Below are 13995 nucleotides of genomic sequence, written 5' to 3'. Positions count from 1 at the left end.
GGCGCGCCCCCCCCCCCCCCCCACCCCCAAAACAAACCCCCCCCCCCCCCCCGGGCGGGCCCCCCCCCCCCCCGCCGCCCCCCCCCCCGACTGCGTTCTTGACTCTCTCGCTCCAAGTCCCGAAAAAGCGATCCAAATTCCCCGCAAATGCTGCTCAAGGATCGCCAAATGTCCCTGTCCGTCCTCGAATCCACCATCAACGGCGCCTTCGAGGCGCGCGACGGCGTCTCGACCTCGACCAGGGGCGAGGTCCGCGAGGCCGTGGATCACGCGCTGGAGATTCTGGACAAGGGTGAGGCCCGCGTTGCCGAGCGCGGGGCCGACGGCAAGTGGAAGGTCAATCAATGGCTGAAGAAGGCGGTGCTGCTCTCGTTCCGCCTCAACGACATGGGCGCCATTCCCGGTGGCCCCGGCAAGGCGGCCTGGTGGGACAAGGTGCCCTCGAAGTTCGACGGCTGGGGCGAGAACCGCTTTCGCGATGCCGGTTTCCGCGCCGTCCCCGGCTCCATCGTGCGCCGCTCCGCCTTCATCGCCCGCAACGTCGTGCTGATGCCGTCCTTCGTCAATCTCGGCGCCTACGTCGATGAATCCACCATGATCGACACCTGGTCGACCGTCGGCTCCTGCGCGCAGATCGGCAAGCGCGTGCACATCTCCGGCGGCGTCGGCATCGGCGGCGTGCTCGAGCCGCTGCAGGCCGAGCCCGTGATCATCGAGGACGATTGCTTTATCGGCGCGCGCTCCGAGGTCGCCGAGGGCGTGATCGTGCGCAAGGGCGCGGTGCTGTCGATGGGCGTGTTCCTGGGGGCGTCGACCAAGATCGTCGATCGCGAGACCGGCGAGATCTTCATCGGCGAGGTGCCGGAATATTCGGTCGTCGTTCCCGGCGCGCTGCCCGGCAAGCCCATGAAGAACGGCCAGATCGGCCCGAGCACCGCCTGCGCCGTCATCGTCAAGCGCGTCGACGAGCGCACGCGCTCCAAAACCAGCATCAACGAGCTGCTGCGGGATTGATTCGCGGCACCAGCTGCCGTACGACACCGAGGGTCCATCGAACCCGCCCTCCCCCCAATCGCGACCAACATCCGGGCGACCTTTCCCGCCCGGAGCCTTTGGCATGGACTGGATCTGGTATCTCTTCCGCTTCGACGGCCGCATCAACCGCGCGCTGCTGTGGCAGGCGCTGCTGCTCGTCATGATGCTGGCCTGCATGCTCGGGATGATCGACCAGGCCATCAAGGTGCTGAACGGGGCGGCAACTTTCGCCTTCAACTTCAAGGTCGACTTCGATTTCGGTGTCGACGACATCTTCAATGTGGTCGATCCCAGGGCCTATCGTCAGCTGGCTACGGCCGATCGCGCGACCCTCATCCTCAAAGTGTTCGGAACTTTGCTATTCCTGTGGATCTATCTCGCAACCGCGACCAAGCGGCTGCACGATCGCGACCGGAGCGGCTGGTGGCTGGTTCCGTTCTTCGTCGTGCCTGCGTTGTTCGACCAGTTCTCGGACCTGCTGCCCACCAATTCAAACTGGGTTCTTGCCGTCGCCTGGGCCGTGCACATTCCGTGGTTTTGGGGCCTCGTGGAAATGTTCATTGTGCCCGGCACCTCGGGCGACAACCGGTTCGGCCCCGACCCACTGGCCGTCCTTGAAGATGGCTCCGCGCCCGCACCTTCGACGAAAAGCTGGGACCAGCAGAGCGAGATCGAATTTGTCCCGCCCAGTGCTAGCCCACCCGGCGGCATGCATGTTAAGCGGGGCGCATGACCGATGCTCTCTCGATTGCCCGCGATCTCATCCGCTGCCCCTCGGTAACCCCGGCCGATGCCGGTGCGCTGGGCGTGCTCGAACAGGCCCTCAATGCGGCAGGCTTCACATGCCACCGCGTGACCTTCAGCGAGCCCGGCACCGCCGACGTCGACAATCTCTATGCGCGGATCGGCACTGACGGGCCGCACATCACCTTTGCCGGCCACACCGACGTGGTGCCGCCTGGCGACGAGAGCGCCTGGAGCGTCGGCGCGTTCTCCGGCGAGGTGAAGGACGGCTTTCTGCACGGCCGCGGCGCGGTCGACATGAAGGGCGGCATCGCCTGCTCGGTCGCCGCGGTGCTGGAGCATCTGGCCGCGAACGACGGCAAGCCGCGCAGCGACGGCAAAGGTTCGATCTCCTTCCTGATCACCGGCGACGAGGAAGACGTCTCCATCAATGGCACCATCAAGCTGTTGAAGTGGGCGGCCGAGCGCGGCGAAAAATTCGACCATTGCGTGCTCGGCGAGCCCTCCAATGTCGAGACCCTCGGCGACACCATCAAGGTCGGCCGCCGCGGCTCGCAATCCGGCACGCTGTATGTCGACGGCGTGCAGGGCCATGTCGCCTATCCGCACCGCGCCGCCAATCCGGTGCCTGATATCGCGCGGCTGATCGTGGCCATCTCGGACGAGCCGCTCGACCATGGTAGCGCGCAGTTCCAGGCCTCCAACCTCGAATTCACCTCGGTCGACGTCGGCAACACCGCCAACAACGTCATCCCGGGCCAGGCCCGCGCAAAATTCAACATCCGCTACAACGACAACCACACCCAGGCGAGCCTGCGCGAGCTGGTCGAGACGCGGCTGACAAAAGCCTGCGGCAACCGCATTCGCGCCCGCATCGTCTGGGAGCCCTCGAACTCGAACGTGTTCGTGACCAAGCCCGGCCCGTTCACCGAACTCGCGGTGTCCGCGATCGAGGAAGTGACGGGCCGCAAGCCAGAGCTGTCGACCTCAGGCGGCACCTCGGATGCGCGCTTCATCTCAAGCTATTGCCCGGTGATCGAATTCGGCCTGGTCGGCCAGACCATGCACCAAATCGACGAACGCGTGCCGGTCAGGGACCTGGAGCGGTTGACCAAGGTGTATCGCGGGATTTTGGCGAGGTATTTTGGGTAGGCTCTTCCGCCTGCCCACTCCGCTGTCATCGCCCGACTTGATCGGGCGATCCAGTATTCCAGAGACGACAGTGACTGAGCCGAGAGGCCACGGCTACTGGATGCCCCGGTCAAGCCGGGGCATGACAGTGGGGGGATGTAGCGAGAGTACGCGCCCTCATCCCATCAGTAATCCACCTGCATCAGATACAGCCCGTCCGGCGGGGCGACGATGCCGCAGGCGGCGCGGTTGCGTGCGGCGAGCGCTGCGGAGAGATCATCGGCGGTCCAGCGGCCTTCGCCGACCCACATCAGCGACCCCACCATCGAACGCACCTGGCTGTGCAGGAATGAGCGCGCCGAGGTGACTATGGTGATCTCGCGCCCGTCGCGCAGCACGTCGAGCTGATCGAGCGTCTTCTCCGGCGACCTGGCCTGGCACTCGGTGTCGCGGAAGGTGGTGAAATCGTGCTTGCCGAGCAGGCGTTGTGCCGCCGCATGCATCGCATCGGCGTCGAGCCGGCGCGGCACGCGCCAGGCGTGGCCGGCATCGAGTGCGAGATTGGCGCGAGTGTTGACGATACGGTAGCGGTAGTGGCGCTTGATGGCCGAAAAGCGCGCCTCGAAACTATCAGGCACGATATCCGCTTCGAGCACCGCGACAGGATGCGGGCGCAGATGCGCATTCAAGCCGTCGCGAAAACGGCCCGGCGGAAACTGCTTGCCGACATCGACATGCGCGACCTGGCCGCGCGCATGCACGCCGGCATCGGTGCGGCCGGCACCATGGACGCGCGCATCCGCGCCGGTCATCGCCTTCACAGCGGCCTCCAACGCGCCCTGCACCGAGGGCAGCGTCTCCTGCACCTGCCAGCCGAAGAACGGCGCGCCGTCATATTCGATGGTGAGCTTGTAGCGGGGCATCTTGTCCAGTTTCGCTGTCATCGCCCGGCTCGACCGGGCAATCCAGTACTCCGCAGCCTATCCGTTCGACCGAGAAGCCTCGGCGTACTGGATACCCCGCCCTCGCGGGGTATGACAGCGTCAGGTGAATTTGGCGCCGGTCTTCAACGGCACGCCGCGCAGGAAGTCCGCGGCCTGCATGCGTGCCTTGCCTTCGCGCTGGAGCTCGATCAGACGGATTGCACCCTCGCCGCAGGCGATGGTGAGGTGATCGTCGAGCACCTCGCCGGGTGCGCCCGTGCCTTTCGCCAGCTCGCAGCGCAGGATCTTGACCCGCGCATTCTCAAGTTCGGCCCAGGCGCCGGGAAACGGCGACAGGCCGTGGATATGGCGCAGCACCTCGCGCGCGGGCCTGGTCCAGTCGATCCGCGCCTCGGCCTTGTCGATCTTGGCGGCATAGGTGACGCCGTCCTCGCTCTGCTGCTTCAGCTGAAGCCCACCGCGGGCCAGCGCGGCCATGGCGCGCACCATCAGATCGGCACCGAGCCGCGACAGACGATCGTGCAGATCGAGCGCGGTCATGTTGTCCGTGATCGCGAGCCGTTCCGCCATGGCGACGTCGCCGGTGTCGAGGCCAACATCCATCTTCATCACCATCACGCCGCTCTCGGCATCGCCGGCCATGATCGCGCGGTTGATGGGAGCGGCACCGCGCCAGCGTGGCAGCAGCGAGGCGTGCAGGTTGTAGCAGCCGAGCTTCGGCGCATCGAGGATCGCCTGCGGCAGGATCATGCCATAGGCGACGACGACGGCCGCATCGGCGTCAAAGGCGCGAAATTCTTCCAGCGCCTCCGGCGTTTTCAAAGTCTTCGGCGTCAGCACGGGCACACCGAGCTTTCGCGCAGCCTCTTCCACCGGGGTCGGCTGCAATTGCAGCCCGCGCCGTCCGCCGGGCTTCGGCGCGCGCGTGTACACGGCCGCGATCTCGTGGCCATGCGCGACGAGCTCGAGCAGCGTCGGCACGGAGAAATCGGGCGTGCCCATGAAGATCAGGCGGAGGGGCATCGACAGAGAACCTCACTCCGCGCGCTTGGCGGCTTTCTCGAACTTCTTCAGCACGCGGTCGCGCTTGAGCTTTGACAGATAGTCGACGAACAGCACGCCGTTGAGATGGTCGATCTCGTGTTGGATGCAGGTGGCGTAGAGGCCTTCGGCGTCCTCCTCGTGCACCTTGCCGTCGAGATCGGTGTAGCGCACCCGCACCTTCGCAGGGCGCTCGACCTCCTCGTAATATTCGGGGATCGACAGGCAGCCTTCCTCGTAGACCGACAGGTCCTCCGAAGAGGCGATGATTTCCGGATTGATGAAGACGCGCGGCTCGGGCTTGGTCTCGCCGTCCTGGTCGGGCTTGGCGAGGTCCATGGTGATCAGCCGCAACGGCTGCGCGATCTGGATCGCCGCGAGCCCGATGCCGGGCGCGTCGTACATGGTCTCGAACATGTCGTCGGCAAGCTTGCGGATCTCCGGCGTGACCTTCTCGATCGGCTTGGAGACCAGACGCAGCTGCTTGTCGGGCAGGATGATGATTTCTCTGAGGGCCATGGCCGCGATTTAAGCCGCGCGTTCGATGCGGTCAATGCGGCCGGGAACCCCGTTAACCCTCCGCTAACCATAAAACTTCAGGTTTCGTTAACCATAAAAATTAACAGAGCATTTACCATAAATGTTCGCTATTCGTTCGTGTCTCGAAGCGAATCGGCTAGAAGCAGGGGCATGAACGAGGTCATTTTCATGCTTGGCGACTGGCCGGTGCGCACCGTGGACGCGCTGATCGGCTTCGGCGCCCTGGTCCTTATCCTGCTGCTCGTGATTGCCGTCGTGATCGCGCGGTCAGGGCGGCGCGGCGCGGAACTCGCGATGGCCAACGCCATCCGCGCCGACGAGCTCGAGGAGCGCATCAGCCAGATGCTGCACGCCCAGAGCGAGGCTGCGGGGCGAGTCGACGCCATGACCCAGACGCTGGCCGGCCGCCAGGCCGACATGGCGCGCGCGGTCAACGAGCGGCTGGATTCGGTGACCCACCGCGTCGGCCAGTCCATGGAGCACTCGACCCGCAACACCATGGAGAGCCTGCACGCGCTGCACGAGCGGCTCGGCATCATCGACAGCGCACACAAGAACCTCACCGACCTCACCACGCAGGTGACGACCCTGCGCGACGTGCTCGCCAACAAGCAGTCGCGCGGCGCCTTCGGTCAGGCGCGGATGGAAGCGATCGTCCAGGACGGTCTGCCGAAGGGCGCCTACGAGTTCCAGTTCACGCTCTCGACCGGCAAGCGTCCGGACTGCGTCGTGTTCCTGCCCGACCAGCGTCCGCTCTGCATCGACGCGAAATTTCCGCTGGAGGCGATGACCGCGCTGCATGATGCACGCACCGATGAGGAAAAGCGCATCGCCACGCAGCGGCTGCGCGGTGACGTGATGAAGCATGTCAGCGACATCGCCGAAAAATATCTCGTCGCCGGCGAGACCCAGGAAATGGCGTTGATGTTCGTGCCGTCGGAATCGGTCTACGCCGAGATCCACGACGGTTTCGACGACGTGATCCAGAAGGCGTATCGCGCCCGTGTCGTGCTGGTGTCGCCGTCGCTGCTGATGCTGGCGATCCAGGTGATGCAGCAGATCATGAAGGACGCGCGCATGCGCGATGCCGCCGACCAGATCCAGACCGAAGTGATCAAGCTCGGCGACGACCTCGGCCGCCTGCGCGATCGCGTGCTGAAATTGCAGAAGCACTTTGCCGACGCGAACGAGGACGTCCGCCAGATCCTGATCTCCGCCGACAAGATCGAGAAGCGCGCGGGGCGCATCGAAGAGCTCGATTTCAGCAAGAGCGATGCCCCCGAAGCCCCGCATCTCGTGGCGACCGGCGCTGCCGAGTTGTTCCCGAGGAAGCTCCAGGCGGGGGAGTAGAATATAGAACACACTGTCGTCGCCGGCTTGACCGGGCGACCCAGTATCCCAGAGACGGCAGATGGGCGGGCGCTGCTACTACGTGTACATTCTCGCCAGCAAGATGGGCGACACGCTCTACATTGGCGTAACGAACGATCTCATCCGCCGTGTGGCCGAACACAAATTGCAGTTAGTCGAGAGCTTCACGAAGGAATAGGGCGTTGTGAAGCTAGTCTATTTCGAGCAATTCGATGATCCCGAGAATGCGATAAAACGCGAGAAGCGCCTGAAAAAATGGACGCGCGCCTGGAAGATTGCGCTGATCGAGAAGGATAATCCCGATTGAAACGATCTCTATGCGGAGATCGCGGGCCCTCCATAACTCCGGCCTCTGGAATACTGGGTCGCCCGGTCAAGCCGGCGACGACAGTGTGTTCTATATTCTACTCCCCCGCCTGGAGCTTCCTCGGGAACAACTCGGCAGCGCCGGTCGCCACGAGATGCGGGGCTTCGGGGGCATCGCTCTTGCTGAAATCGAGCTCTTCGATGCGCCCCGCGCGCTTCTCGATCTTGTCGGCGGAGATCAGGATCTGGCGGACGTCCTCGTTCGCGTCGGCAAAGTGCTTCTGCAATTTCAGCACGCGATCGCGCAGGCGGCCGAGGTCGTCGCCGAGCTTGATCACTTCGGTCTGGATCTGGTCGGCGGCATCGCGCATGCGCGCGTCCTTCATGATCTGCTGCATCACCTGGATCGCCAGCATCAGCAGCGACGGCGACACCAGCACGACACGGGCGCGATACGCCTTCTGGATCACGTCGTCGAAACCGTCGTGGATCTCGGCGTAGACCGATTCCGACGGCACGAACATCAACGCCATTTCCTGGGTCTCGCCGGCGACGAGATATTTTTCGGCGATGTCGCTGACATGCTTCATCACGTCACCGCGCAGCCGCTGCGTGGCGATGCGCTTTTCCTCATCGGTGCGTGCATCATGCAGCGCGGTCATCGCCTCCAGCGGAAATTTCGCGTCGATGCAGAGCGGACGCTGGTCGGGCAGGAACACGACGCAGTCCGGACGCTTGCCGGTCGAGAGCGTGAACTGGAACTCGTAGGCGCCCTTCGGCAGACCGTCCTGGACGATCGCTTCCATCCGCGCCTGACCGAAGGCGCCGCGCGACTGCTTGTTGGCGAGCACGTCGCGCAGGGTCGTCACCTGCGTGGTGAGGTCGGTGAGGTTCTTGTGTGCGCTGTCGATGATGCCGAGCCGCTCGTGCAGCGCGTGCAGGCTCTCCATGGTGTTGCGGGTCGAGTGCTCCATGGACTGGCCGACGCGGTGGGTCACCGAATCCAGCCGCTCGTTGACCGCGCGCGCCATGTCGGCCTGGCGGCCGGCCAGCGTCTGGGTCATGGCGTCGACTCGCCCCGCAGCCTCGCTCTGGGCGTGCAGCATCTGGCTGATGCGCTCCTCGAGCTCGTCGGCGCGGATGGCGTTGGCCATCGCGAGTTCCGCGCCGCGCCGCCCTGACCGCGCGATCACGACGGCAATCACGAGCAGCAGGATAAGGACCAGGGCGCCGAAGCCGATCAGCGCGTCCACGGTGCGCACCGGCCAGTCGCCAAGCATGAAAATGACCTCGTTCATGCCCCTGCTTCTAGCCGATTCGCTTCGAGACACGAACGAATAGCGAACATTTATGGTAAATGCTCTGTTAATTTTTATGGTTAACGAAACCTGAAGTTTTATGGTTAGCGGAGGGTTAACGGGGTTCCCGGCCGCATTGACCGCATCGAACGCGCGGCTTAAATCGCGGCCATGGCCCTCAGAGAAATCATCATCCTGCCCGACAAGCAGCTGCGTCTGGTCTCCAAGCCGATCGAGAAGGTCACGCCGGAGATCCGCAAGCTTGCCGACGACATGTTCGAGACCATGTACGACGCGCCCGGCATCGGGCTCGCGGCGATCCAGATCGCGCAGCCGTTGCGGCTGATCACCATGGACCTCGCCAAGCCCGACCAGGACGGCGAGACCAAGCCCGAGCCGCGCGTCTTCATCAATCCGGAAATCATCGCCTCTTCGGAGGACCTGTCGGTCTACGAGGAAGGCTGCCTGTCGATCCCCGAATATTACGAGGAGGTCGAGCGCCCTGCGAAGGTGCGGGTGCGCTACACCGATCTCGACGGCAAGGTGCACGAGGAGGACGCCGAAGGCCTCTACGCCACCTGCATCCAACACGAGATCGACCATCTCAACGGCGTGCTGTTCGTCGACTATCTGTCAAAGCTCAAGCGCGACCGCGTGCTGAAGAAGTTCGAGAAAGCCGCCAAGCGCGCGGAGTGAGGTTCTCTGTCGATGCCCCTCCGCCTGATCTTCATGGGCACGCCCGATTTCTCCGTGCCGACGCTGCTCGAGCTCGTCGCGCATGGCCACGAGATCGCGGCCGTGTACACGCGCGCGCCGAAGCCCGGCGGACGGCGCGGGCTGCAATTGCAGCCGACCCCGGTGGAAGAGGCTGCGCGAAAGCTCGGTGTGCCCGTGCTGACGCCGAAGACTTTGAAAACGCCGGAGGCGCTGGAAGAATTTCGCGCCTTTGACGCCGATGCGGCCGTCGTCGTCGCCTATGGCATGATCCTGCCGCAGGCGATCCTCGATGCGCCGAAGCTCGGCTGCTACAACCTGCACGCCTCGCTGCTGCCACGCTGGCGCGGTGCCGCTCCCATCAACCGCGCGATCATGGCCGGCGATGCCGAGAGCGGCGTGATGGTGATGAAGATGGATGTTGGCCTCGACACCGGCGACGTCGCCATGGCGGAACGGCTCGCGATCACGGACAACATGACCGCGCTCGATCTGCACGATCGTCTGTCGCGGCTCGGTGCCGATCTGATGGTGCGCGCCATGGCCGCGCTGGCCCGCGGTGGGCTTCAGCTGAAGCAGCAGAGCGAGGACGGCGTCACCTATGCCGCCAAGATCGACAAGGCCGAGGCGCGGATCGACTGGACCAGGCCCGCGCGCGAGGTGCTGCGCCATATCCACGGCCTGTCGCCGTTTCCCGGCGCCTGGGCCGAACTTGAGAATGCGCGGGTCAAGATCCTGCGCTGCGAGCTGGCGAAAGGCACGGGCGCACCCGGCGAGGTGCTCGACGATCACCTCACCATCGCCTGCGGCGAGGGTGCAATCCGTCTGATCGAGCTCCAGCGCGAAGGCAAGGCACGCATGCAGGCCGCGGACTTCCTGCGCGGCGTGCCGTTGAAGACCGGCGCCAAATTCACCTGACGCTGTCATACCCCGCGAGGGCGGGGTATCCAGTACGCCGAGGCTTCTCGGTCGAACGGATAGGCTGCGGAGTACTGGATTGCCCGGTCGAGCCGGGCGATGACAGCGAAACTGGACAAGATGCCCCGCTACAAGCTCACCATCGAATATGACGGCGCGCCGTTCTTCGGCTGGCAGGTGCAGGAGACGCTGCCCTCGGTGCAGGGCGCGTTGGAGGCCGCTGTGAAGGCGATGACCGGCGCGGATGCGCGCGTCCATGGTGCCGGCCGCACCGATGCCGGCGTGCATGCGCGCGGCCAGGTCGCGCATGTCGATGTCGGCAAGCAGTTTCCGCCGGGCCGTTTTCGCGACGGCTTGAATGCGCATCTGCGCCCGCATCCTGTCGCGGTGCTCGAAGCGGATATCGTGCCTGATAGTTTCGAGGCGCGCTTTTCGGCCATCAAGCGCCACTACCGCTACCGTATCGTCAACACTCGCGCCAATCTCGCACTCGATGCCGGCCACGCCTGGCGCGTGCCGCGCCGGCTCGACGCCGATGCGATGCATGCGGCGGCACAACGCCTGCTCGGCAAGCACGATTTCACCACCTTCCGCGACACCGAGTGCCAGGCCAGGTCGCCGGAGAAGACGCTCGATCAGCTCGACGTGCTGCGCGACGGGCGCGAGATCACCATAGTCACCTCGGCGCGCTCATTCCTGCACAGCCAGGTGCGTTCGATGGTGGGGTCGCTGATGTGGGTCGGCGAAGGCCGCTGGACCGCCGATGATCTCTCCGCAGCGCTCGCCGCACGCAACCGCGCCGCCTGCGGCATCGTCGCCCCGCCGGACGGGCTGTATCTGATGCAGGTGGATTACTGATGGGATGAGGGCGCGTACTCTCGCTACATCCCCCCACTGTCATGCCCCGGCTTGACCGGGGCATCCAGTAGCCGTGGCCTCTCGGCTCAGTCACTGTCGTCTCTGGAATACTGGATCGCCCGATCAAGTCGGGCGATGACAGCGGAGTGGGCAGGCGGAAGAGCCTACCCAAAATACCTCGCCAAAATCCCGCGATACACCTTGGTCAACCGCTCCAGGTCCCTGACCGGCACGCGTTCGTCGATTTGGTGCATGGTCTGGCCGACCAGGCCGAATTCGATCACCGGGCAATAGCTTGAGATGAAGCGCGCATCCGAGGTGCCGCCTGAGGTCGACAGCTCTGGCTTGCGGCCCGTCACTTCCTCGATCGCGGACACCGCGAGTTCGGTGAACGGGCCGGGCTTGGTCACGAACACGTTCGAGTTCGAGGGCTCCCAGACGATGCGGGCGCGAATGCGGTTGCCGCAGGCTTTTGTCAGCCGCGTCTCGACCAGCTCGCGCAGGCTCGCCTGGGTGTGGTTGTCGTTGTAGCGGATGTTGAATTTTGCGCGGGCCTGGCCCGGGATGACGTTGTTGGCGGTGTTGCCGACGTCGACCGAGGTGAATTCGAGGTTGGAGGCCTGGAACTGCGCGCTACCATGGTCGAGCGGCTCGTCCGAGATGGCCACGATCAGCCGCGCGATATCAGGCACCGGATTGGCGGCGCGGTGCGGATAGGCGACATGGCCCTGCACGCCGTCGACATACAGCGTGCCGGATTGCGAGCCGCGGCGGCCGACCTTGATGGTGTCGCCGAGGGTCTCGACATTGGAGGGCTCGCCGAGCACGCAATGGTCGAATTTTTCGCCGCGCTCGGCCGCCCACTTCAACAGCTTGATGGTGCCATTGATGGAGACGTCTTCCTCGTCGCCGGTGATCAGGAAGGAGATCGAACCTTTGCCGTCGCTGCGCGGCTTGCCGTCGTTCGCGGCCAGATGCTCCAGCACCGCGGCGACCGAGCAGGCGATGCCGCCCTTCATGTCGACCGCGCCGCGGCCGTGCAGAAAGCCGTCCTTCACCTCGCCGGAGAACGCGCCGACGCTCCAGGCGCTCTCGTCGCCAGGCGGCACCACGTCGGTGTGGCCGGCAAAGGTGATGTGCGGCCCGTCAGTGCCGATCCGCGCATAGAGATTGTCGACGTCGGCGGTGCCGGGCTCGCTGAAGGTCACGCGGTGGCATGTGAAGCCTGCCGCATTGAGGGCCTGTTCGAGCACGCCCAGCGCACCGGCATCGGCCGGGGTTACCGAGGGGCAGCGGATGAGATCGCGGGCAATCGAGAGAGCATCGGTCATGCGCCCCGCTTAACATGCATGCCGCCGGGTGGGCTAGCACTGGGCGGGACAAATTCGATCTCGCTCTGCTGGTCCCAGCTTTTCGTCGAAGGTGCGGGCGCGGAGCCATCTTCAAGGACGGCCAGTGGGTCGGGGCCGAACCGGTTGTCGCCCGAGGTGCCGGGCACAATGAACATTTCCACGAGGCCCCAAAACCACGGAATGTGCACGGCCCAGGCGACGGCAAGAACCCAGTTTGAATTGGTGGGCAGCAGGTCCGAGAACTGGTCGAACAACGCAGGCACGACGAAGAACGGAACCAGCCACCAGCCGCTCCGGTCGCGATCGTGCAGCCGCTTGGTCGCGGTTGCGAGATAGATCCACAGGAATAGCAAAGTTCCGAACACTTTGAGGATGAGGGTCGCGCGATCGGCCGTAGCCAGCTGACGATAGGCCCTGGGATCGACCACATTGAAGATGTCGTCGACACCGAAATCGAAGTCGACCTTGAAGTTGAAGGCGAAAGTTGCCGCCCCGTTCAGCACCTTGATGGCCTGGTCGATCATCCCGAGCATGCAGGCCAGCATCATGACGAGCAGCAGCGCCTGCCACAGCAGCGCGCGGTTGATGCGGCCGTCGAAGCGGAAGAGATACCAGATCCAGTCCATGCCAAAGGCTCCGGGCGGGAAAGGTCGCCCGGATGTTGGTCGCGATTGGGGGGAGGGCGGGTTCGATGGACCCTCGGTGTCGTACGGCAGCTGGTGCCGCGAATCAATCCCGCAGCAGCTCGTTGATGCTGGTTTTGGAGCGCGTGCGCTCGTCGACGCGCTTGACGATGACGGCGCAGGCGGTGCTCGGGCCGATCTGGCCGTTCTTCATGGGCTTGCCGGGCAGCGCGCCGGGAACGACGACCGAATATTCCGGCACCTCGCCGATGAAGATCTCGCCGGTCTCGCGATCGACGATCTTGGTCGACGCCCCCAGGAACACGCCCATCGACAGCACCGCGCCCTTGCGCACGATCACGCCCTCGGCGACCTCGGAGCGCGCGCCGATAAAGCAATCGTCCTCGATGATCACGGGCTCGGCCTGCAGCGGCTCGAGCACGCCGCCGATGCCGACGCCGCCGGAGATGTGCACGCGCTTGCCGATCTGCGCGCAGGAGCCGACGGTCGACCAGGTGTCGATCATGGTGGATTCATCGACGTAGGCGCCGAGATTGACGAAGGACGGCATCAGCACGACGTTGCGGGCGATGAAGGCGGAGCGGCGCACGATGGAGCCGGGGACGGCGCGGAAACCGGCATCGCGAAAGCGGTTCTCGCCCCAGCCGTCGAACTTCGAGGGCACCTTGTCCCACCAGGCCGCCTTGCCGGGGCCACCGGGAATGGCGCCCATGTCGTTGAGGCGGAACGAGAGCAGCACCGCCTTCTTCAGCCATTGATTGACCTTCCACTTGCCGTCGGCCCCGCGCTCGGCAACGCGGGCCTCACCCTTGTCCAGAATCTCCAGCGCGTGATCCACGGCCTCGCGGACCTCGCCCCTGGTCGAGGTCGAGACGCCGTCGCGCGCCTCGAAGGCGCCGTTGATGGTGGATTCGAGGACGGACAGGGACATTTGGCGATCCTTGAGCAGCATTTGCGGGGAATTTGGATCGCTTTTTCGGGACTTGGAGCGAGAGAGTCAAGAACGCAGTCGGGGGGGGGGGCGGCGGGGGGGGGGGGGGCCCGCCCGGGGGGGGGGGGGGGGTTTGTTTTGGGGGTGGGGGGGGGGGGGGGGCGCGCC

At 65.0% G+C, this 13995-nt stretch carries 14 protein-coding genes and 1 pseudogene; 8 read left to right on the top strand and 7 right to left on the bottom strand.

The window, feature by feature from the left end; translation table 11 throughout:
* Positions 1 to 168: 168 nt before the first annotated feature.
* From dapD (AC0L23_RS38315) to dapE (AC0L23_RS38305), 3 genes are all read left to right on the top strand, one after another.
* Positions 169 to 1014, top strand: coding sequence for a 2,3,4,5-tetrahydropyridine-2,6-dicarboxylate N-succinyltransferase (gene dapD, locus AC0L23_RS38315; RefSeq protein WP_085351667.1), 846 nt, complete (start codon positions 169 to 171; stop codon positions 1012 to 1014).
* Between the two features lie 103 nt (positions 1015 to 1117).
* Entirely contained in the window at positions 1118 to 1768 is a 651-nt protein-coding gene (locus AC0L23_RS38310) for a DUF805 domain-containing protein (RefSeq protein ID WP_018453026.1), read from the top strand.
* Positions 1765 to 2931 carry a succinyl-diaminopimelate desuccinylase gene (dapE, locus tag AC0L23_RS38305; RefSeq protein WP_085351586.1) on the top strand — a complete coding sequence of 389 codons (1167 nt, stop codon included), beginning with the start codon at positions 1765 to 1767 and terminating at the stop codon, positions 2929 to 2931. The genes AC0L23_RS38310 and dapE (AC0L23_RS38305) overlap by 4 nt, the downstream gene beginning before the upstream one ends.
* Positions 2932 to 3095: 164 nt before the next feature.
* On the opposite strand, the gene truA (AC0L23_RS38300) is transcribed toward dapE (AC0L23_RS38305), so the two are convergent.
* From truA (AC0L23_RS38300) to def (AC0L23_RS38290), 3 genes are all read right to left on the bottom strand, one after another.
* Complete coding sequence (gene truA, locus AC0L23_RS38300) at positions 3096 to 3833, bottom strand: tRNA pseudouridine(38-40) synthase TruA (protein ID WP_026232440.1); 738 nt, start codon at positions 3831 to 3833, stop codon at positions 3096 to 3098.
* A 120-nt stretch (positions 3834 to 3953) separates the two neighbouring features.
* Entirely contained in the window at positions 3954 to 4877 is a 924-nt protein-coding gene (gene fmt, locus AC0L23_RS38295) for a methionyl-tRNA formyltransferase (protein WP_018453023.1), read from the bottom strand.
* A gap of 12 nt (positions 4878 to 4889) precedes the next feature.
* Positions 4890 to 5414, bottom strand: a complete 525-nt coding sequence (gene def, locus AC0L23_RS38290) for a peptide deformylase (protein ID WP_007597693.1) — start codon at positions 5412 to 5414, stop codon at positions 4890 to 4892.
* Positions 5415 to 5585: 171 nt separating this feature from the next.
* Here def (AC0L23_RS38290) and AC0L23_RS38285 point away from each other — a divergent pair, with 171 nt between their 5' ends.
* Together AC0L23_RS38285 and AC0L23_RS38280 are read left to right on the top strand one after the other, a co-directional pair.
* On the top strand, positions 5586 to 6785 hold the full coding sequence (locus tag AC0L23_RS38285; protein ID WP_085383584.1) for a DNA recombination protein RmuC: 1200 nt from the start codon (positions 5586 to 5588) through the stop codon (positions 6783 to 6785).
* 61 nt (positions 6786 to 6846) lie between these two features.
* Positions 6847 to 7113, top strand: a pseudogene (locus AC0L23_RS38280) (GIY-YIG nuclease family protein).
* Between the two features lie 97 nt (positions 7114 to 7210).
* On the opposite strand, the gene AC0L23_RS38275 reads toward AC0L23_RS38280, so the two are convergent.
* The gene (locus tag AC0L23_RS38275) at positions 7211 to 8410 is read right to left on the bottom strand and encodes a DNA recombination protein RmuC (protein WP_085383584.1); all 1200 of its coding nucleotides are present in this window, start codon (positions 8408 to 8410) and stop codon (positions 7211 to 7213) included.
* Positions 8411 to 8581: 171 nt separating this feature from the next.
* Between AC0L23_RS38275 and def (AC0L23_RS38270) the strand changes: the two genes are divergently transcribed.
* The 3 genes from def (AC0L23_RS38270) (at position 8582) to truA (AC0L23_RS38260) (ending at position 10900) form a co-directional block, all read left to right on the top strand.
* Positions 8582 to 9106, top strand: coding sequence for a peptide deformylase (gene def / locus AC0L23_RS38270; protein ID WP_007597693.1), 525 nt, complete (start codon positions 8582 to 8584; stop codon positions 9104 to 9106).
* A gap of 12 nt (positions 9107 to 9118) precedes the next feature.
* Positions 9119 to 10042: a methionyl-tRNA formyltransferase gene (gene fmt / locus AC0L23_RS38265; protein WP_018453023.1), complete on the top strand. Its 924-nt coding sequence runs from the start codon at positions 9119 to 9121 to the stop codon at positions 10040 to 10042.
* A 120-nt stretch (positions 10043 to 10162) separates the two neighbouring features.
* A complete protein-coding gene (gene truA, locus AC0L23_RS38260) occupies positions 10163 to 10900 on the top strand; it encodes a tRNA pseudouridine(38-40) synthase TruA (RefSeq protein ID WP_026232440.1) in 738 nt (245 codons plus the stop codon).
* 164 nt (positions 10901 to 11064) lie between these two features.
* Here truA (AC0L23_RS38260) and dapE (AC0L23_RS38255) read toward each other — a convergent pair whose 3' ends face one another.
* From dapE (AC0L23_RS38255) to dapD (AC0L23_RS38245), 3 genes are all read right to left on the bottom strand, one after another.
* Positions 11065 to 12231: a succinyl-diaminopimelate desuccinylase gene (dapE, locus tag AC0L23_RS38255; protein ID WP_085351586.1), complete on the bottom strand. Its 1167-nt coding sequence runs from the start codon at positions 12229 to 12231 to the stop codon at positions 11065 to 11067.
* Positions 12228 to 12878 carry a DUF805 domain-containing protein gene (locus tag AC0L23_RS38250; protein WP_018453026.1) on the bottom strand — a complete coding sequence of 217 codons (651 nt, stop codon included), beginning with the start codon at positions 12876 to 12878 and terminating at the stop codon, positions 12228 to 12230. Before AC0L23_RS38250 ends, dapE (AC0L23_RS38255) begins: the two co-directional genes overlap by 4 nt.
* Positions 12879 to 12981: 103 nt before the next feature.
* Positions 12982 to 13827 (bottom strand): 2,3,4,5-tetrahydropyridine-2,6-dicarboxylate N-succinyltransferase, encoded by an 846-nt coding sequence (gene dapD, locus AC0L23_RS38245; protein WP_085351667.1) that lies wholly within the window; start codon positions 13825 to 13827, stop codon positions 12982 to 12984.
* Positions 13828 to 13995 lie beyond the last annotated feature (168 nt).

It is taken from the genome of Bradyrhizobium sp. MI1.4, from assembly GCF_055811315.1.
Note: the sequence above shows the minus strand (reverse complement) of the source record. Positions and strands in the feature narration are given on the sequence as shown.